The sequence below is a fragment of the Gemmiger formicilis genome (assembly GCF_018784445.1).
Taxonomy (GTDB): Bacteria; Bacillota; Clostridia; order Oscillospirales; family Ruminococcaceae; genus Gemmiger.
On sequence record NZ_WQOH01000014.1, the window covers coordinates 319,233 to 337,086 of the forward strand.

Consider the following 17,854-nt stretch of genomic DNA (forward strand, 5'->3'; position numbering starts at 1 on the left):
TCGTTTAAGACTCGGCGTCCGCGCCAGCCACAATCTCGGTAATTTCCTGGGTGATGGCGGCCTGGCGGGCGCGGTTGTAATACAGGTTCAGGTGGTCGATCATCTCACCTGCGTTCTTAGTGGCGGCGTCCATAGCCATACGGCGCGCGCCTTGTTCGCTGGCAACGCTCTCGCACAAAGCGCCGTAGACGACACCTGCAAGATACTCAGGGATGATGGCGTCAAAGACAGCTTTGCCGTCCGGCTCGTACAGCATCAGGCTCTCGCGCTCATGGCCCGGCTCGGGGCGCTTGGCGTCGAAAGGCAGCACCGGCAGCACGGTAGCCGTCTGGGTCAACATCGAGACAAATTGCGTAAAACCAAGGCGTATCTCGTCAAACTCCCCTGCCAGAAATTTCTGGCAGACAAGGCGGGAAATCTCAAAGCAATCACTCACGGACAAATCGCCCGCTTCGGCAAAGGCAGTGGTCAGCACATTGGCCTTGCGGCGCTCGAAATGCTCGACGGCCTTTTTGCCGATGGGAAGCACGCAGTAGTCGCTGCCCGCAGCGTCGGCTTCGATTGCCTTTAAGATGTTGGCGTTGTAGCCGCCCGCCAGCCCGCGGTCGCCCGCAATGACGATATACAGGCGGCGGTTCGTCTCCCGCTTGGCAAGGTAGGGACTGTCAAACGCGGAATCCGTCCTCACGATGTCAAACAGCGTCTCGTATAGCGTCTCAAAATAGGGGCGGCTACCCTCGACACGCTCTTTGGCGCGGCGCAGTTTGCTGGACGCCACGAGCTCCATAGCCTTGGTGATCTGCATGGTGCTTTCGACGCTTCGGATACGCAGCTTGATTTCTTTCATGGAACCGGCCATCGGCGGCACCTCCTTTGCAGTTTATTTTTCTTTGAGGAACTGTGCAGTAAAGTCGGCCAGTACCTGCTTGAGCTGTTCCTCGGTCTCCGGTTTCAAATCGCCGGTGGTGCGGATGGTCTCCATCACGCCAGCAGCGGTGACGTTTTCGTCCAGGTAGTCATAGAGACGCTGCTCATACTCGGCAATATCGGACACGGCGACCTCTTTCAGATAGCCGTGAATCGTCGCATAGAGAATAGCAACCTGCTTCTCGACGGCGACAGGACTGTTGCGGTCCTGTTTCAGCACTTCGACGATGCGCTCGCCCTGCGCCAGACGCGCTTTAGTGTCGGCGTCCAGGTCAGAGCCGAACTGGGCGAAACCCTGCAACTCGCGGTACTGGGAGTAAATCAGTTTCAGTGTACCGGCGACCTTCTTCATCGCCTTGATCTGGGCGTTGCCGCCGACACGGGAAACAGAAATACCGGGGTTGACGGCGGGGCGGATGCCTGCGTGGAACAGCTCCGTCTCGAGGAATATCTGCCCGTCCGTGATCGAGATCACATTCGTCGGGATATATGCCGAGACATCGCCGGCCTGCGTTTCAATGATGGGCAGCGCGGTCAGAGAACCGCCGCCCTTGGCATCGCTGAGCTTGGCCGCGCGCTCAAGCAGGCGGCTGTGCAGGTAGAAAACATCGCCGGGATAGGCCTCTCGTCCCGGGGGACGGCGGATCAGCAGCGAAAGCGCACGATAGGCAACGGCATGCTTGGACAGGTCATCGTAGATGATGAGGACATGCTTGCCCTTGTTCATGAAATACTCGCCCATGGCGCAGCCTGCGTAGGGGGCGATATACTGCAGGGGGCTGAGCTCCGATGCGGTCGCACAGACAACGGTCGTGTACGCCATTGCACCGTTTTTCTCAAGGTTCTCCACCAGCGTTGCCACGGTAGAGCGCTTCTGGCCGATGGCAACATAAATGCAGAGGACATCCTTGCCCTTCTGGTTGATAATCGTATCGGTCGCAATGACCGTTTTACCGGTCTGGCGGTCGCCGATGATCAGCTCACGCTGGCCGCGGCCAATGGGGATCATCGAGTCGATGGCCTTGATGCCGGTCTGCAGCGGCTGCTTGACCGGCTGGCGGTCAAGGATTCCGGGCGCAGGCGACTCAATGGCACGATAGTCGGCAGCTTCGATGGGGCCTTTACCGTCGATGGGTTGGCCCAGCGCGTTGACGACACGGCCAATCATCCCCTCGCCTACCGGCACGGAAACGACTTTACCGGTGCGCTTGATGGTACTGCCCTCTTTGATGCCTTCATCGTCACCAAGCAGGACGATGGAGACACTGTTTTCTTCCAGGTTTTGCGCCATACCGTAGGTACCGCTCTCAAACTGGACCAGCTCACCGGCCATACAGTTGTCAAGCCCCGCGGCGCGCGCAATACCGTCGCCCACCATCGTTACCGTTCCGGTCTCGGTCTGCTCAATGGCATTTTCGTAGTACTTGATCTGGGAACGGATGATGCGGGAGATTTGTTCGGGTTTCAGTTGCACTGTTTGGTTCACCACACAATTCTATAAAATAGGTGTAATGTGTTAAAGCACGGCACTGTTGATTTCCTCGCGCAGGCGCTCCAAATGGCGCTGCACCGTGCCGTCCAGACGCTTGCCGCCCATATCCAGCCGCAGGCCGCCCAGCACGCTGGGGTCTACGGTCTCGGTCAGGACGACATTTTTGCCTGTCATCTTCTGCAATTTTGCCAGCAGTTTTTCGCGGGCGGGAGCGGCCAATGCCACAGCCGATACCGCCGTAACTTCCAGAATGCCGTTATCCTCATTGTAACGGTCCCGGTAGGCACGCAACACGCCGGGCAGTTCCCCAATCAAATTTTCCTCGCACAAAAGTTTGAGAAAGTTGACAAGGTACGGATGCGCCCCCTCGAACGCCTTGTCCAGCAGGGCGCAGCGCTCTTTTTTCGGTACGCCGGGCGTTGCCAGCAGGCGCTTGTACTGCGGCTCGGCCTCGATGCTGTCCACCGCAGTCTGCAATTCCTGCAAAAGCTCCTCGGTCAGTTTTTCCTCGGCCGCCAGGTCATACAGGCTTCCGCCGTAGCGTTTCGCAAGCTCGGTCATGAGGCATCCCCCACATTCCGGATAAATTCATCGATCAAAGTCTGATGGTCAGACTCCTTGATCTCGCGCTCGACGACCTTACCGGCGATCTCGACAGCCATGCCGCCAATCTCGTTTTTCAGGTCATTGACAGCCTTCTTGCGTTCCTGGGCAATGTCTGCCTCTGCCGCGGCGCGGATGGACGCAGCCTCGGCCTTGGCTTCGCTGACGATCTCTTCCTCGCGCTTCTGGGCGCGGGCGGTCGCTTCGCGCAGCATGGCGTCGCGCTCATCCTTGATGCTTTGCAGATGATCCGCGTACTCTTTCTCAAGGTCAGCGGCCTTCTGCTTGGCAGCATCGGCGTCGGCGTACATCGTATCAATCTCCTGCTGGCGGTCGTCGATCATCTTCTTTACCGGCTTAAAAAGGAACTTTCTCAGCACTGCAAAGGTGATGAGCATATTGCAGAAGGTAAACAGCGCAGTCCACGGGTTGACGCCTACAAAACTTTCAAAGCCCGTCATGAGCTATTCCTCCAATTTCAGCAAGATTTATCAGAACACGAAGAGCAGCAGCAGCGCGATGACCAGCGAGTAAATGCCGGTCGACTCGGTGATGGCGCAGCCCAAGATCATGTTGGTACGCAGGTCGTTGGCCATTTCGGGCTGGCGGGCCATGCCCTCCAATGCCTTGCCGACGGCGTTGCCTTCACCGATAGCCGGGCCGATAGCACCAAAGCCCATTGCGATACCGGCGCCGATGGCGCAGGCAGCTTTTACGATTGCAGCTTCCATAAAAGAATCCTCCTAAAATAATAAATACAATGTCATGCTTCTGCCGGGGGCGGGCAGGCATTGCCCACATACACCATTGTCAACAGGCTGAAAACAAGGGCTTGTACGCCGCCGGAGAAAATATCAAAATACAGGCTCAGGATGCCGGGAACACCGACCTCCAGATAAGGTACGCCTGTCAGCCCCAAGAGGGAGAGTGCGCCGGTCACGGCAAAGACCGTGCCAAAGATTTTACGGGCCATTTTTTTGCCCTTGACGCCGCTGTACAGCAGCGCCGCACCAATGGCAAGGATCACGATGCCCACCACAAGGCTGCGGCCCACAAGGCCCAGCACGGCAGCCGAGACGGTTGCCAGCGCCGAATAGACCAGACTGGTCAGAACGCTGCCGCCAGCAATGTTGCCGAAGTGACGGAACGCCATAGAGATCGGCTGTGCGATTTCAGAGACAAGGTTCATCGGCGTCATGACCACGATGGGTTCGGTAAAGCCCTTGAGCCAGCCGCCCACGCCGTTGCGCTTGATGGAACAGCCCCAGCACAGAAAGCTGGTCATCAGTGCCCAGGTAAAGGTCGTGGACAAATCAGCGGTAGATGAGCGGAAAATACCGGTCATGCCGATAAAAGAACCGCAGATCGAGCTGAGGAACAGCGCGCCGATGTAGGGCGTCCAATAGCTGTTGTGCTTGCCCATCGTGCTTTCGACCATGTCATAGAGCATCGTCACGCCCTTTTCAACAAGCACCTGCCGCCGACCGGGACGCTTTTGCAGGTTGCCGCCCAGCACAACGGCCGCCGTGCAGAGCAGCACCATGACTACAAAGGAAGAAACGGTCGTCTGGGTAATGTCGATGCCGCCGAGCAGCGGTATGGTAAAGTAGATTTTCGGACCATTCATGGGGTGGTATCACCGTCCTTTTTTGTAGGTTCGGATTCATCCTTGCGGAAGAACTCAATCAGTTTCAGACATACCTGCGCAAAAAGTAGCGGTAGAATGGTAGCCAGTGGGTCACAGAACTTTGCGCGGAACAACAGAATGTAGATGATGACCAGCACCACCAGGCGGATTACGCCGGACGATTGAATCTGCAGCTGGGCTTTCTGTGGGTTGTCCCCTTTGACCGTACGGTCAAGGGCGTTGGAAACGGTAATACACAGCGAGATAAAGTTGCCCATAGCCAGCACAAAACCAATCAGTGCACCGAGCAGCACGGTATTGGTAAACCGGCCCGCCAGCGCATAGACAGCCAGCATGGCTGCGATGCAGAGGGCCACCGCCACCGCCAGGCGGCTGACCTGCCCGAAAATATCCTCATGCTTTCGCAAAGGTGGTGCTCCTTTCTAATGTTGGTTAAAGTTTACAGGCGGCGGGCCCTTTTGCTTCGGGGCTTTCCCCTGCTGATCCATGGCTTTCAGTGAGCCTTGCAAGCAGCTTACCGCCGCCAGCACGCCGACGAAAACGCCCACGGTCACGACCCAGCCGCCTAGGGCGAACTGCCGCTGCAACCATACTGCGCCCATAATGCAGAGCACAGGCGGAATGACGATGGAAAGGCCGAACTGGGTCAGCCAGACCAGATGGCGGGCGACATCGTACAAGCCTTTCATTGGTCCTCATCCTCCATCATCAGCCTCAATACTCACAGTATACAACAGTGTGTGCAATATTTCAACAGTTATTTTTCACGGAAAAGAAGTAATTTGTATAGATTTCATATTACGTTCACATTTTGACTGCTGTCGGGAATGGTAAAAATCCCCAGCGCCAGCAGTACCGGATAGAGATAGCTTGCCCCATAGCAGCCGATTTTCTTCGGCCCAGTGATGGGGATACCGTCCATTTCCAACGCAGCAATTTTTTCCAGTGCATTCGCCACGGTGGAAATTGTGATGGATTTGCTGCGCCGGTCCACGAACAGTTCCCCGCCGCGGATAGTGTAGGTAAACGGCAGGCCCTTGGCGGTGTAGAAAGTTTTGCCCTGGTGCTGCTGGAGCAGCGGCCACACAAAGTCTATATCTTTTGCCATGTCACATCACCTGTTTAGTATAGCAGATTAACACAATCAATCGCAATGTACAAAAAACACCGCATGACCAAAATCATGCGGTGTCGTTGGGACAGGTTACTTCTTTTGTCCAAAACGGTACTCGGTGCCGTTTTTCAGGCGCTCGATGTTCGAGCGGTGCAGCCAGATGACCATAGCGGCCATGATGACGCAGCAAATCGTGCTGAACACGATGGTAGGCAGGTTGGCCCCACGGGCAATCAGGTTGATAAGAGTGCCCACAGGATACAGCGCAGCAATGATGATGCTGCCCAGTGAGACGATGCGGGTGACGGCAACTTCAATCAGGAAGATGCCCAGCAGCACCGCGCAGACCAGCGGCTCGGTGGCGAGGGCGGCACCCGCGCCGACTAACACGCCCTTGCCGCCTTTGAAGCCGAAGAAAATCGGGCGGCTATGGCCAATCATGCAGAAGATGGCGGCCAGATACGCGCCGCAGACGGGATCCAGCGGGTTCTGCCAGGCCGCACCTGTGCCGGAGAGCAGTGCGCCAAAGATGAAGCGGCCCAGGTTGACAGCCGCAACGCTCTTGCCCACATCGCCGATGGTCGTAAACACAGCGGGCAGTTTGCCGTAGGTGCGCAGCACATTGGTCATGCCGGCGTTGCCGCTGCCATGATTGCGCACATCATCGTTGTACATGACCTTGGAAATCAGCACACCGAACAGAATGCTGCCCAGCAGGTAGCCGCCCGCTGCAGTCAGCACGCAGGCCAGAAAGATATTGAATATCATGGGTTACACCTTCCCTGCTTTGACCGCGCCGTCGCCGTGCTCACGGGTAATCATCTTGATGGGCGTGCCAGTCAGGCCGAACGTCTCACGGATCTGGTTTTCCAGGTAGCGCTGGTACGAGAAATGGAACAGTGCCTTTTGGTTGACGAAGCAGACGAACGTCGGCGGGCGGGTGGAAATCTGTGTGATATAGAATACCTTCAGGCGCTTGCCCTTGTCGGACGGCGGCTGAACCTTGGCGGTGGCGCGGGCCAGCATCTCGTTCAAAGCACCGGTAGGCACGCGGGTACCATTCTGGACATCCACAAAGTGAATTGTCTCAAACAGCTTGTCGATGCGCTGGCCGGTCTTGGCGCTGATGAAGATGATGGGCGCATAGGACATGAAGCTGAAATCCTCTTCCAGCTTTTTGCGCATGGCGTCCATGGTGTAGCTGTCCTTCTCGACAGCGTCCCACTTGTTGACGGCGATGATGCAGGCTTTGCCCTGCTCGTGGGCATAGCCCGCGACCTTTGAGTCCTGCTCGGTGAAGCCGACCGTCGCGTCAATCATAATGACGCAGACGCGGCTGCGCTCGACGGCGGCCAGACTGCGCAGCACGCTGTATCGTTCGACGCCGCTCTCTACCTTGCCGCGCTTGCGCAGGCCGGCGGTGTCGGTAAAAACAAACTTGCCGTACTTGTTCTCGACCATCGTGTCAATGGCGTCGCGGGTCGTACCGGCCTCGTTGGCAACAATCAGGCGGTTTTCGCCCAGGATATGGTTGATGAGGCTGGATTTGCCCACGTTGGGGCGGCCAATGACGGCGACTGTGATGCGGTCGTCGGTGTCCTCCTCGTCCTCCTCAAAGTTGAGGTGGGCGCAGACGGCGTCCAGCAAATCGCCGGTGCCGTGGCCGTGTACGCCGGAAACCGGAATCAGCTCACCCAGGCCCAGGCTGTAAAAGTCGTACAGTTCCATCGGCGGCTCGCCGACTTTGTCGCACTTGTTGACAGCCAGCACCACCGGCTTGCCGCTGCGCATCAACATACCGGCCACGTCCTGATCCTGGGGCGTAACGCCTGCGGACAGTTCCGTGACCATGACGATGCAGTCAGCGGAGTCGATGGCCAGCTGGGCCTGCTCCCGCATATGGGCCAGCAGGCCGTCGTCGATGCGCGGCTCAATGCCGCCGGTATCTACCAGCAAGAATTTGTGGCCGGACCACTCGCAATCGCAGAAAATGCGGTCGCGGGTGACGCCGGGGGTGTCCTCGACGATGGCGAGGCGCTGGCCGGTCAGTTTATTGAAGATGGTGGACTTGCCCACATTGGGGCGGCCCACGATGGCTACGATCGGTTTTGCCATATCTGCTCTCCTCCCTCTCTACTCTCTTATCGTTTGAATTTTATCGTTTTGCGCTTGTGGCTTGTCAGCATGGCCTTACAGCACCCGCCGCCGTCGGTGGGGATACTGATGACCCGGCAGCCCAGCGTCCTGCCCAGTTCTTCCAGCGTGATATCGTCGAGAAACTGGCCTTTTTCGTCGCGGATCATGACCTCGGGCACGCCCAGCAGGTCGCTGTGCAGATTGCCGCCGCACTGCTTGATGATATCCGTACCGGTGATAAGCCCCGCCACGCTGACGTTGCCGCCGAAATACTCATTTTTGATCTCATGCACGGTAATCTTCACCTGCGGGTATCTCTGCATCAGTGCGTCTGCGCAATCCTGAATCAGCGGCCCGGCTAGCGTGCCGGTGACAACGTCCATGCTGTGGGGCAAGACCAGGCCGGGGTAATTTTCCAGTTCTTCCAGGAAGGTATCGTGGTAGAGCCGCCACATGCCCACGCCGTCCTCCAGCTGGGCAAACTCGTCGTAGAACTCAGCGGGCGGCAGCGGGCGCTCCGCGGTCAGATACCACTCATCGCTGGGGTAGACGACGCTGCGGCCGTACTCAGTGCGGCATTTCCGGGCGAACTCCTCCAGGATATCCAGTGTAGCGGCGGCGGATTCCTTATCGTAGGGCGTCAGCTTGAACAGCTTATCGCGGTAGTCCGTCACACCGGCGGGCACGGCGGCAATACTGCCCACCTGCGGGCGCAGGGCCAGCAGATCTGTCAGGGTGCGGCGCAGTTCGTCATCGTCGTTAACGCCGCGGCAGAGCACAAGCTGACAGTTCAGCTCGATTCCGCCCGCCGCCAGCTTGGGCAGGTATTTCAGCACCTCGCCCCCGCGCTTGTTCGCCAGCATCCGCACCCGCAGTTCGGGGTTTGTCGTGTGGACTGAGACAAAAATCGGGCTGATGTGCATTTGGATGATACGGTCGATCTCGTGCTCGGTCAGGTTCGTCAGCGTGATATAGTTGCCGAAAAGGAAGCTTAGGCGCTCGTCGTCATCTTTAAAATAGAGCGGTTCGCGCATGCCGGGCGGCAGCTGGTCGATGAAGCAGAACATACAATGGTTGGCGCAGCTGTGCTTTTCGTCGCCCAGGTAGGTCTTGAAGTTGCAGCCCAGCGGCTCATACTCACCTTTTTCCACCTGCACGGTGCGGTGCTGTTCGTCCTTACAGAGCTCCAGAGAGAAACTTTTCGGCGTTGTATAGAACTGGTAATCCAGCGCATCGTTCAAAGGGTGGCCGTCGATGGCCAGCAGCGCGCAGCCTACGGTGATGCCGAATTTTTCAGCCGGGGAATTTTCGTCCACCGCCGTCACGTACAGGGCCATCGCTTCACACTCCTTGTAATCACAACAAAAAATGGGGAAGGCATCGCCCTCCCCACGCAAGAGACTTACGCCTCTTTCTTGATGACTTCCTGGCCTTTGTAGTAGCCACACTTGCCGCAAACCTTATGGGGAACCTTCAGTTCGCCACACTGCGGGCACTTCACCAGCGTAGGCGCCTCCAGTTTCCAGACATTAGAGCGACGTTTATCGCGGCGGGCTTGAGAATGCTTTCTCTTGGGTACGATAGCCATAATCGGACACCTCCTTGGTGAAATTCAACTTAATAGTTGTTTTAATATGCTAAGCCTTGCATCCACAGGGGCAGCATTGTCTGCCGGTTGGCAGGAACACCCTGCCGCCTTCTTTCGTCCGCAGATGGGGCATAGACCTTGACAATCAGCACTGCACAGCAGTACCGCGGGTACCTCAAAAATCAACGCCTGATAGGCGAGTTCTTCGAGGTCGAGACAGCCATTATCGTTGCACGGCAGTTCAAAATCCGGGTCTTCCAAATCACGATCCCGCACGAAATACTCGCGCTGGAAATCGTAATCGCGGGTGATGGGTTCCAGGCAACGGGCACACTCAGCATCTACATGGGCCTTTACACACAACAGCAACGCTGCGCCATCCTCGGTGAGCGTCGCCGTAAAGTCACATACTGCCGGGGCGTTTACGCTGTATCCCCCAAAGTCCGCCTGGGAAAAGTCAGCCTCAAAATGTGCCATGTAGGGCTTGCGGCCGCTTTCCAGAAAAGTGCGAAGATTAAATTGCATAGTACACCTCAAAAGGTTGCTTAAATAGTATACACAAGCGGAAGGGTCTTGTCAACACGTAAAACACAAAAAGTTGAGATTTTTTTGGATTTTTCGCATAAAATCGGGGCGGGAAGCACTTCCCCGCCCTGAAATCTCAATTTCTGTGATCCTAAAAGGTTCAGATGACGAACTTCTTCAGATCCTCCGGCAGATCGGCAGCGTCAGCAGAAACGGTGACGACGACCTCGATGTTGGAGGTGATCTTGTCGATGGCGTTCAGAACCTTGGCAGCAGCGGCCATGTCGTGGTCGGTGATGCGCAGGATGCCGTCCAGGAACAGTTCGGTGATGTCGTAGTTGCCAGCCAGCATACCGGCGACAAAGCCGTACAGCATATCAGCGCCGACGATGCCGTACTCGTCCACGTCAACAAGGCGGGCGGAGTGGTTGATCTCGGTGGTGAGCTTCATGCACTTTTCAATGACAACAATGTTGCCGGAGGTGGTCTTAACGGCCTTGTCGATCATATCGATCATGGTCTTGGTCTTACCGGAGCCTTTGGTTCCAACAATCAGTTTCAGCATAGGGGGTTACCTCCTTATATTCGTCAGCGCGCGGTGCGCGTAGTTCCTTTAATCTTTCAGTGCAGCTTCCAGCTCGGCCTTGCGATCCTCATAGCCGGGCTTGCCAAGAAGGGCGAACATATTCTTCTTGTAGCTCTCAACGCCGGGCTGGTCAAACGGGTTGACGCTCAGCAGATAGCCGGAAATCGCGCAGGCTTTCCAGAAGAAATAAATCAACTCGCCGACATCATGCGCGGACAGGCTGTCAACTTCAATCAGGCCCAGAGGAACGCCGCCGTCGGTATGGGCGAGGATGGTGCCCTCCATAGCCTTGCGGTTGACGACGCTCATGTTCTGGTTTGCCAGGAAGTTCAGGCCGTCGAAGTTGCCCTCCAGCTCTTCAATATAGAAGTCGTTGCGGGTGTTCTTGATATCGACGTAAGTCTCAAACATGACGCGAGCGCCGTCCTGCAGGAACTGGCCCATGGAGTGCAGGTCGGTGGAGAAGATGCAGGAAGTGGGCATCAGGCCCTTCTGATCCTTGCCCTCGCTCTCGCCGAACAGCTGCTTGTACCACTCGTTCATCATTGTAAAGTCAGGCTCAAAGCAGGCCAGCGTCTCGACGCTCTTACCCTTGCGGTACAGGATGTTGCGGGTCATGGCGTAGCGGTAAGCATCGTTGTCCATACTCAGCTTGCCAAACTTCTCGCGGCCTTCGGCAGCACCCTGCATCAGCTCGTTGATGTCGATACCGGCGCAAGCGATGGGCAGCAGACCAACAGCAGTCAGCACAGAGTAGCGGCCGCCGACGTCATCAGGAACAACGAAGGTGGGCCAGCCCTGCTCGGTGGCAAGCTGTTTCAGCGTGCCCTTAGCGCGGTCGGTGGTGGCGTAGATGCGCTTGTTGGCTTCCTCGACACCGACAGAATCTTCCAGCAGCTTGCGCAGCACGCGGAAGGCAAGGGCCGTCTCGGTGGTGGTGCCGGACTTGGAGATAACGTTGATGGAGAAACGCTTGCCCTTCGTCAGCTTGATGATATCGTTCAGCGCGGTGGGGCTGATGGTGTTGCCGCAGAAGTAGATTTTCAGGCCGTCATCGACCTCGTTGTGATACAGGCCCTTGACGGCCTCGACCACAGCGCGGGCACCCAGGTAGGAGCCGCCGATACCGGCGACCAGCAGCACATCGGAATCGGAACGAATCTTCTGCGCAGCTTCTTTGATGCGGGCAAATTCTTCCTTGTCATAAGTAACAGGCAGGTCCAGCCAACCCAAAAAGTCATTGCCGGCACCAGTCTTGGTTTCCAGCTGCTTGTGGGCTAACTCGACCTGCGGATAGATTGCCTCATATTCTTCAGGACGGATGAATTTTGCAAGATGCTTACCGTTAAAACTAACAGCCATCTTTAACTCCTCCTTTGTTATTTTTATATCCCAATGATACCGTTTTCTGTCGGTATTGTCAAGCAAAAGCCGGGGTGTTTTTTCGACTTTTTCATGAAATTTGCACAAAATCAATCCAAAGCCACCAGGCTTTGTGCCAATTTGCGGAAGCAATAGCCGAAACTTAACGCATCAACGTCCTGTGCTGCCGTGATGGGGTATGCCTGCACTTCCGCGCCGTTATTGCGTATCGTCACAGTACCGACAGTCTGCCCTGCCGTTACCGGGGCTTCCAGCTTTTCGGGCAGGTCGATAGCGGCTTCCAACGCCGTGCCCTCGCCCTTAGGCATCAGGCAGCGATTCGGGGCCGTATAGGTCAGTGTCACGGTTTCCGCAGTGCCGTGGGTGACGGACAGCGTCTGCGGCGCATCGTCGGGCAGCTCAGCGGCAGCGCTCTCATAGTGAGCAAAGCCGTAGTCCAACAGCGCACTGGCAGCCTGGAAACGCTCCTTGCCCGAGGCAGACCCCAGCACAACGGCAATCAGCCGCAGGCCGTCGCGCTCGGCACTGGCGGAGATGCAGACGCCCGCCTTGCCGGTGGTGCCGGTCTTCAGCCCCGTGATGCCGGAGTAGCTTTTCAGCAGTTTGTTGGTGTTGACCAACTGCGTTGCGCCGCCGCGCAGAGTATCCATCCAGATGGAGCAGTAGTTCCGCACCTCGGCATGATGCAGGAGAATTTCGCGGCTCATGAGGGCCACATCCCGGGCTGACGAGAGGTGGCCTTCCTCGTCCAGGCCGCAGGCATTGGAAAAATGGGTGCTCGTCATGCCCAGCTCGGCGGCGCGGGTGTTCATCTGCTGGGCAAACGCCGTTTCACTGCCGCCGACATACTCGGCCACCGCCACAGCGGCATCGTTGGCGCTGGAAATACAGATGGCCTTGAGCATATCGTTAAGCGTCATCTGCTCGCCGGGTTCCAGCCATATCTGGCTGCCGCCCATGTGGTAGGCATGCTCACTGACCGGGACAAAATCGTCCAGGTGTATCTTCCCCGCTTCCAGTGCCTCAAAGGTCAGCAGCAGCGTCATAACTTTGGTGATGGACGCAATGGGGCGACGGTCGTCGGCGTTTTTCTCGTACAGCACTGTGCCGGAGTCCTCATCAATGAGGATAGCCGCCGCGCAGGGCACGTCAAAGTCGGCGATTGTGGCAGGGGTGATGCCTTCAGCGGACGCAGCAAACCCGCGCAGGATGGACAGCACCGCCAATACAAGGCAGAGCAAGAGAGTTATGACACGTTTTTTCATGGCAGCACACCTCCGGCGGAAATCGCTTTGTCTAAAGCTATGCGGCGGCGCCTGGAATTAGTATTGCGCTTTCGTGGTTTTTCTATTATAATAGGAAAGCTATTCTATATGTAAAGGACACAAAACCATGCGGGTAACTTTTTACACCTTGGGCTGCAAGGTAAATCAGAACGAAACCGGCGCACTGGCACAGCTGTTTGAGGAAAACGGCTACACCGTCGTCTCCAACGAGGAAGGGGCCGATGTCTATATCGTCAACAGCTGCACCGTCACGAATTTCGGTGATCAGAAAAGCCGTAAGTGGCTGCGCCGCGCCAAGCGCGAGAACCCCGGCGCGGTGACGGTGTTGACCGGCTGCTATCCCCAGGCTTTCCCCGAGGAGGCCGCCGAGATCGCCGAGGCTGACGTTGTGACCGGCTCCGGCAACCGGCACGCGATTCTGGCCGATGTGCAGAAGGTGCTGAACGGCGAGGAGGAGCGCGTGGTAGATATCCGTCCCCACGAGAAGGGAGAACGGTTTGAAGAACTGCCCATGGATAAGTTTGCCGAGCACACCCGCGCCTTTGTCAAGGTCGAGGATGGCTGCAACCGCCGCTGTGCCTACTGCGTCATTCCCCGCGCCCGCGGCCCGGTGCGCAGCCGAGACGAGGCCAGCGTGCTGGAAGAACTGCGCCGTCTGTCCGACGCAGGCTATAAAGAGGTCGTGCTGACGGCCATCAGCCTGCCCAGCTACGGCACCGACAGCGGCACAAGCCTGGTGGAACTGATTGAGAAAGCCGCCGAGGTACCTGGCATTGAGCGTATCCGCCTTGGCAGCCTGGACCCGGATATGCTGCACGACGAGGATATTCTCCGGATGGCGGGCGTGAAAAAACTCTGCCCGCAGTTCCATTTGAGCCTGCAAAGCGGCTGCGATAAGACGCTGCGCGCCATGCGCCGCCCCTACACCACGGCCCAGTACGCCGACATTGCCGCCAAACTGCGGGAAGCCTTCGGTGCGGAGAAGGTCAGCTTTACGACCGACGTCATTGTCGGTTTTCCCGGTGAGACCGAGGAAGACTTTGAAGCCAGCATGGCTTTCGTGACCGGGATGCAATTTTTGAAGGTACACGTGTTCCCCTACTCCCGCCGTGAGGGAACAGCCGCGTATGACTTCCCCGGCCAGGTGCCAGAGCACGAGAAGGAATCCCGCAGCCGCCGTATGACCGCCGCTGTGGAGGAAGTACGCGCCGCCGAGGTGGCCGCCATGCAGGGCCGCACGGCCAGTGTACTGCTGGAAACGCCGCTGTCCAACACGCTGTTCACCGGCTACACCAAGCAGTACCTGCCGGTGCTGGTCAGCGCCCCCGGGCACAAAACCGGGGATATTGTGGATGTGACGCTGGGAGCGTGGGACGGCAAACGCTGCCGGGCGGAGAGTATCTGATAGCTACATATTTGTAGGGGCGAACAATGTTCGACCCTACATTTACTGCGAAGCAAAAAATATGCTTATTTTTCCTGTTTTTTGTTGCCTGTCCTCTTGCAAAAAGCATGGATTTTTGGTAAAATTTTAACAGGAGCGGGTATGCCCGCCGATAAGTCCATTTAAGAGCAAACGGAGCAAAAAAAAGGAGCAATTAGAATGAGAGGCATTTACACCCCCGTAACGGATATCCGTCGCAAGGTGTTCACTGAGGTTGCCCGCATGGCCTATGAGGTCAACGAGCTTTCCGATTACGAGCAGCTGATGCGTGAGCTGCCCTTCAAGATCATCCCCGGCGAGGAGAAATCCCTGCGTAGCAGTATCTTCCTGGAGAGAGCCATCATCTCTGAGCGTGTCCGCCTGGCTATGGGTATGTCCCTGCGCCCGCTGGACGAGAGCGTCCCTGCCAGCGAGGGTCTGGAGCACAGCGTCATCGCAGACAAGTACTACGAGCCGCCGCTGATCAACGTCATCAAGTTTGCCTGCAACGCCTGCCCGGAGAAGGTCATCAAGGTCACGGCCATGTGCCAGGGCTGTCTGGCGCATCCCTGCCAGGAGGTCTGCCCCAAGCACGCCATCAGCTTCCGCAACGGCAAGAGCCACATTGACCAGAGCCTGTGCGTCAAGTGCGGCCGCTGCGTCAACAGCTGCCCCTACAGCGCCATTGTCAAGACCGAGCGTCCCTGCGCCGCCGCCTGCGGCATGGGCGCGATCCACTCTGACGAGCACGGCCGTGCCGAGATCGATTACGATAAGTGCGTTTCCTGCGGTATGTGCCTTGTCAACTGCCCCTTCGGCGCTATCGTCGACAAGGGCCAGATCTTCCAGCTGATCCAGTCCATCAAGCGCGGTGACGAGGTCGTTGCCATCGTCGCCCCCGCCTTCATCAACCAGTTCCCCGGTATGACCCCCGCCAAACTGAAGGAGGCTATGCGTCAGCTGGGCTTCGCCGATGTGGCCGAGGTCGCTATCGGTGCCGATTTGTGCACCATCGACGAGGCGAAGGACTTCATGGAGGAAGTTCCCGCCAAGATCCCGTTCATGGGCACGTCCTGCTGCCCCGCGTGGAGCGTTATGGCGAAGAAGCTGTTCCCCCAGCAGGCTGAGTGCATCAGCATGGCCATGACCCCGATGGTCCTGACCGCCCGCCTCATCAAGAAGGAAAAGCCCAACGCCCGCATCTGCTTCGTCGGCCCCTGCGCCGCCAAGAAGCTGGAAGCCAGCCGTCGCTCCGTCCGCAGTGAGGTCGACTTTGTGCTGACCTTTGAGGAACTGATGGGCCTGTTCGAGGCGAAGGCTGTCAACTTTGCGGACCTGTCCGACAACCCGGAGGATGCCTTCAATAGCGCCAGTGCTGATGCCCGTGGCTTTGCAGCTTCCGGCGGTGTTGCCCAGGCTGTTGTCAACGCCATCAAGAAGATGGATCCCGACCGCGAGGTCAAGGTCATGAGCGCCCAGGGTCTGGCCGACTGCAAGAAGATGATGATGATGGCCAAGGCCGGCAAGTACAATGGCTACCTGCTGGAAGGCATGGCCTGTCCGGGCGGCTGCATTGCCGGTGCCGGTACGCTGGCTGACCCCGCCAAGAGCGTGGCTATGCTGAACAAGTACAAGAGCGAAGCCACCATGAAGGTCGCCACCGAGACCCCGTATCAGGATTCTCTCGACCTGTTGCACTACTAATTTGTAAATAGAAACTGCCCTGTGGAGTGAATGACTCCACAGGGCAGTTTTTGTTTTGGGGTGGCGGTTGGTTTGCGGGCCGATGCTTGTCATCCGCCCGGGACGTCGAGGACGCCCCTACTTATGGTATTTCATCCCTGCATTGATGGTGCAGGCGCGATAGAGCTGCTCTGTCAGGACCAGGCGAGCCAGTTGGTGGGGCAATGTGATACGCCCCAGACTGATGCGGGCCTGCGCGGCACGCTTGACGCTGTCGTCCAACCCATGGGAGGAGCCGATGACAAACGCCATATACCCTGCGCCGCTCATGGCACGCTCAGCAATCATGGCAGCCAGGTCCTCGCTGGACACCTGCCTGCCCTCGACACAGAGGGCAACAAGATACGCCCCCTTGCGCACGCTGGCTAAAATCGTCTCTCCCTCCTTTTGCAGGGCTTTGGCAATCTGCTTATCGCTGGCGTTTTTGTCGGCAATCTGCACCTCCGGCAGCTCGATAATGCGGAAATTGCAGAAACCACCCAGCCGCTTCTGATATTCGGCTACACCCTGCGCGAAGTAGGCGGCGTTCATCTTGCCAATGGCAATCAAATCAATATTCTGCATGGTCTTCCCCCCGCTTAAAATTCAATGTAGGGGCTGACTTCGCTGCGGTGCTGCGCCTGAATCAGCACATCCCGCCCGGGCTGGATGCCCGCTGCCAGCAGCACGTTATAGACCGTAGTCAGCGCCAGCTCCGGCGAGTTGTTCGTCTGGCTCAAATGGCAGAGGGCAAACTTTTTGCAGCCGTCCTGGATTAGGTCAAGAATTTCCGCCGCGCAGGCCTTGTTGTCCAAGTGGCCCCGGTCGCTGGCAATGCGGACTTTCAAATAGTAGGGATACGGCCCGCCGTGCAGGCTGAAAGCGTCGTAGTTGGCCTCCAGCGCTACCAGGTCACACCCGATCAGGTTATCCTGTACGACCGGCGTCAGATAGCCAAGGTCAGTGGCAAGGGCCATCACATGGCCGTCCGTTGCGCGGATGCGGTAACCGCAGCAGGGCACGTCATGGCTGGTGGGAAAAGATGTCACGGTAAACTCACCAATTTCCAGCGTCTGGCCGTCCACCGGAATTGCATCCACCGTAGGCGGGATGGTTCCCCTGGATTGCAGGGTATCCAGCGTATCCGCGCAGCCGTACAGCGGGGTGGGATATTTTTTCAGGAAGGTGTCCAGCCCGGCGACGTGGTCGGAGTGCTCGTGCGTGATGAGGATGCCAGCACAGTCGCTGACGGCCAGTCCCAGGGATTTCAGCGCAGTCAGAGTTGTTCGGCAGCTTTTGCCCATATCGATGAGCAGATATTGGTCGCCGCAGCGCACCAGCCCACAGTTGCCGGAGGAGCCAGAATACAAGGTGGTAAAATATGCCATTTGTCTGTCCTAACGCTTTCCATAAAAATTGGG

At 57.5% G+C, this 17,854-nt stretch carries 21 protein-coding genes; 2 read left to right on the plus strand and 19 right to left on the minus strand.

The annotated features are described in order from the left end of the window. Window positions 1-4: 4 nt before the first annotated feature. The 17 genes from atpG to GPK89_RS06620 form a co-directional block, all read right to left on the minus strand. Window positions 5-859 carry an ATP synthase F1 subunit gamma gene (atpG, locus tag GPK89_RS06540; RefSeq protein WP_215692099.1) on the minus strand — a complete coding sequence of 285 codons (855 nt, stop codon included), beginning with the start codon at window positions 857-859 and terminating at the stop codon, window positions 5-7. Between the two features lie 21 nt (window positions 860-880). Further along, window positions 881-2,401 (minus strand): F0F1 ATP synthase subunit alpha, encoded by a 1,521-nt coding sequence (gene atpA, locus GPK89_RS06545; protein ID WP_215692100.1) that lies wholly within the window; start codon window positions 2,399-2,401, stop codon window positions 881-883. Between the two features lie 42 nt (window positions 2,402-2,443). Then, on the minus strand, window positions 2,444-2,980 hold the full coding sequence (gene atpH, locus GPK89_RS06550; protein ID WP_215692101.1) for an ATP synthase F1 subunit delta: 537 nt from the start codon (window positions 2,978-2,980) through the stop codon (window positions 2,444-2,446). Further along, complete coding sequence (atpF, locus tag GPK89_RS06555) at window positions 2,977-3,483, minus strand: F0F1 ATP synthase subunit B (RefSeq protein ID WP_215692102.1); 507 nt, start codon at window positions 3,481-3,483, stop codon at window positions 2,977-2,979. Before atpF ends, atpH begins: the two co-directional genes overlap by 4 nt. Window positions 3,484-3,513: 30 nt before the next feature. Then, on the minus strand, window positions 3,514-3,753 hold the full coding sequence (gene atpE / locus GPK89_RS06560) for an ATP synthase F0 subunit C (protein WP_215692103.1): 240 nt from the start codon (window positions 3,751-3,753) through the stop codon (window positions 3,514-3,516). Window positions 3,754-3,785: 32 nt separating this feature from the next. Continuing rightward, entirely contained in the window at window positions 3,786-4,649 is an 864-nt protein-coding gene (locus tag GPK89_RS06565) for a FoF1 ATP synthase subunit A (RefSeq protein WP_215692104.1), read from the minus strand. Next, window positions 4,646-5,077, minus strand: coding sequence for an ATP synthase subunit I (locus GPK89_RS06570; protein ID WP_215692105.1), 432 nt, complete (start codon window positions 5,075-5,077; stop codon window positions 4,646-4,648). Before GPK89_RS06570 ends, GPK89_RS06565 begins: the two co-directional genes overlap by 4 nt. Before the next feature lie 15 nt (window positions 5,078-5,092). Continuing rightward, window positions 5,093-5,359 (minus strand): AtpZ/AtpI family protein, encoded by a 267-nt coding sequence (locus GPK89_RS06575; protein WP_215692106.1) that lies wholly within the window; start codon window positions 5,357-5,359, stop codon window positions 5,093-5,095. Between the two features lie 104 nt (window positions 5,360-5,463). Then, on the minus strand, window positions 5,464-5,778 hold the full coding sequence (locus tag GPK89_RS06580; RefSeq protein ID WP_215692107.1) for a hypothetical protein: 315 nt from the start codon (window positions 5,776-5,778) through the stop codon (window positions 5,464-5,466). Window positions 5,779-5,874: 96 nt separating this feature from the next. After that, window positions 5,875-6,552 (minus strand): glycerol-3-phosphate 1-O-acyltransferase PlsY, encoded by a 678-nt coding sequence (gene plsY / locus GPK89_RS06585; protein ID WP_215692108.1) that lies wholly within the window; start codon window positions 6,550-6,552, stop codon window positions 5,875-5,877. A gap of 3 nt (window positions 6,553-6,555) precedes the next feature. Beyond that, window positions 6,556-7,899, minus strand: a complete 1,344-nt coding sequence (gene der / locus GPK89_RS06590; RefSeq protein WP_215692109.1) for a ribosome biogenesis GTPase Der — start codon at window positions 7,897-7,899, stop codon at window positions 6,556-6,558. A 26-nt stretch (window positions 7,900-7,925) separates the two neighbouring features. Then, window positions 7,926-9,257: a DUF512 domain-containing protein gene (locus GPK89_RS06595; protein ID WP_215692110.1), complete on the minus strand. Its 1,332-nt coding sequence runs from the start codon at window positions 9,255-9,257 to the stop codon at window positions 7,926-7,928. Window positions 9,258-9,322: 65 nt separating this feature from the next. Beyond that, entirely contained in the window at window positions 9,323-9,508 is a 186-nt protein-coding gene (gene rpmF, locus GPK89_RS06600) for a 50S ribosomal protein L32 (RefSeq protein WP_007046791.1), read from the minus strand. Between the two features lie 24 nt (window positions 9,509-9,532). Beyond that, window positions 9,533-10,033, minus strand: coding sequence for a YceD family protein (locus GPK89_RS06605; protein WP_215692111.1), 501 nt, complete (start codon window positions 10,031-10,033; stop codon window positions 9,533-9,535). 160 nt (window positions 10,034-10,193) lie between these two features. Continuing rightward, window positions 10,194-10,598 (minus strand): type IV pilus twitching motility protein PilT, encoded by a 405-nt coding sequence (locus GPK89_RS06610; RefSeq protein WP_215692112.1) that lies wholly within the window; start codon window positions 10,596-10,598, stop codon window positions 10,194-10,196. Between the two features lie 48 nt (window positions 10,599-10,646). Further along, window positions 10,647-11,981 carry a glucose-6-phosphate isomerase gene (locus GPK89_RS06615; protein WP_215692113.1) on the minus strand — a complete coding sequence of 445 codons (1,335 nt, stop codon included), beginning with the start codon at window positions 11,979-11,981 and terminating at the stop codon, window positions 10,647-10,649. 110 nt (window positions 11,982-12,091) lie between these two features. Beyond that, window positions 12,092-13,267, minus strand: coding sequence for a D-alanyl-D-alanine carboxypeptidase family protein (locus GPK89_RS06620; protein WP_215692114.1), 1,176 nt, complete (start codon window positions 13,265-13,267; stop codon window positions 12,092-12,094). 127 nt (window positions 13,268-13,394) lie between these two features. Between GPK89_RS06620 and mtaB the strand changes: the two genes are divergently transcribed. Both mtaB and GPK89_RS06630 read left to right on the plus strand, forming a co-directional pair. Then, window positions 13,395-14,693, plus strand: coding sequence for a tRNA (N(6)-L-threonylcarbamoyladenosine(37)-C(2))-methylthiotransferase MtaB (gene mtaB, locus GPK89_RS06625; protein WP_215692115.1), 1,299 nt, complete (start codon window positions 13,395-13,397; stop codon window positions 14,691-14,693). 198 nt (window positions 14,694-14,891) lie between these two features. Then, window positions 14,892-16,415, plus strand: coding sequence for a 4Fe-4S dicluster domain-containing protein (locus GPK89_RS06630; RefSeq protein ID WP_215692116.1), 1,524 nt, complete (start codon window positions 14,892-14,894; stop codon window positions 16,413-16,415). Window positions 16,416-16,532: 117 nt separating this feature from the next. On the opposite strand, the gene GPK89_RS06635 is transcribed toward GPK89_RS06630, so the two are convergent. Next, window positions 16,533-17,018: a 23S rRNA (pseudouridine(1915)-N(3))-methyltransferase RlmH gene (locus GPK89_RS06635; protein WP_215692117.1), complete on the minus strand. Its 486-nt coding sequence runs from the start codon at window positions 17,016-17,018 to the stop codon at window positions 16,533-16,535. A gap of 14 nt (window positions 17,019-17,032) precedes the next feature. Further along, complete coding sequence (locus tag GPK89_RS06640) at window positions 17,033-17,821, minus strand: MBL fold metallo-hydrolase (protein ID WP_215692118.1); 789 nt, start codon at window positions 17,819-17,821, stop codon at window positions 17,033-17,035. Window positions 17,822-17,854 lie beyond the last annotated feature (33 nt).

Excerpts from the sequence above, each read along its gene's own strand:
- atpG (WP_215692099.1), bottom strand. The coding sequence starts at position 859 with ATGGCCGGTTCCATGAAAGAAATCAAGCTGCGTATCCGAAGCGTCGAA.
- der (WP_215692109.1), bottom strand. The coding sequence starts at position 7,899 with ATGGCAAAACCGATCGTAGCCATCGTGGGCCGCCCCAATGTGGGCAAG.
- GPK89_RS06620 (WP_215692114.1), bottom strand. The coding sequence starts at position 13,267 with ATGAAAAAACGTGTCATAACTCTCTTGCTCTGCCTTGTATTGGCGGTG.
- mtaB (WP_215692115.1), top strand. The coding sequence starts at position 13,395 with ATGCGGGTAACTTTTTACACCTTGGGCTGCAAGGTAAATCAGAACGAA.
- GPK89_RS06595 (WP_215692110.1), bottom strand. The coding sequence starts at position 9,257 with ATGGCCCTGTACGTGACGGCGGTGGACGAAAATTCCCCGGCTGAAAAA.
- plsY (WP_215692108.1), bottom strand. The coding sequence starts at position 6,552 with ATGATATTCAATATCTTTCTGGCCTGCGTGCTGACTGCAGCGGGCGGC.
- GPK89_RS06605 (WP_215692111.1), bottom strand. The coding sequence starts at position 10,033 with ATGCAATTTAATCTTCGCACTTTTCTGGAAAGCGGCCGCAAGCCCTAC.
- atpH (WP_215692101.1), bottom strand. The coding sequence starts at position 2,980 with ATGACCGAGCTTGCGAAACGCTACGGCGGAAGCCTGTATGACCTGGCG.
- GPK89_RS06580 (WP_215692107.1), bottom strand. The coding sequence starts at position 5,778 with ATGGCAAAAGATATAGACTTTGTGTGGCCGCTGCTCCAGCAGCACCAG.
- GPK89_RS06575 (WP_215692106.1), bottom strand. The coding sequence starts at position 5,359 with ATGAAAGGCTTGTACGATGTCGCCCGCCATCTGGTCTGGCTGACCCAG.
- GPK89_RS06610 (WP_215692112.1), bottom strand. The coding sequence starts at position 10,598 with ATGCTGAAACTGATTGTTGGAACCAAAGGCTCCGGTAAGACCAAGACC.
- atpE (WP_215692103.1), bottom strand. The coding sequence starts at position 3,753 with ATGGAAGCTGCAATCGTAAAAGCTGCCTGCGCCATCGGCGCCGGTATC.
- GPK89_RS06635 (WP_215692117.1), bottom strand. The coding sequence starts at position 17,018 with ATGCAGAATATTGATTTGATTGCCATTGGCAAGATGAACGCCGCCTAC.
- GPK89_RS06565 (WP_215692104.1), bottom strand. The coding sequence starts at position 4,649 with ATGAATGGTCCGAAAATCTACTTTACCATACCGCTGCTCGGCGGCATC.
- GPK89_RS06640 (WP_215692118.1), bottom strand. The coding sequence starts at position 17,821 with ATGGCATATTTTACCACCTTGTATTCTGGCTCCTCCGGCAACTGTGGG.
- GPK89_RS06630 (WP_215692116.1), top strand. The coding sequence starts at position 14,892 with ATGAGAGGCATTTACACCCCCGTAACGGATATCCGTCGCAAGGTGTTC.
- rpmF (WP_007046791.1), bottom strand. The coding sequence starts at position 9,508 with ATGGCTATCGTACCCAAGAGAAAGCATTCTCAAGCCCGCCGCGATAAA.
- atpF (WP_215692102.1), bottom strand. The coding sequence starts at position 3,483 with ATGACGGGCTTTGAAAGTTTTGTAGGCGTCAACCCGTGGACTGCGCTG.
- GPK89_RS06615 (WP_215692113.1), bottom strand. The coding sequence starts at position 11,981 with ATGGCTGTTAGTTTTAACGGTAAGCATCTTGCAAAATTCATCCGTCCT.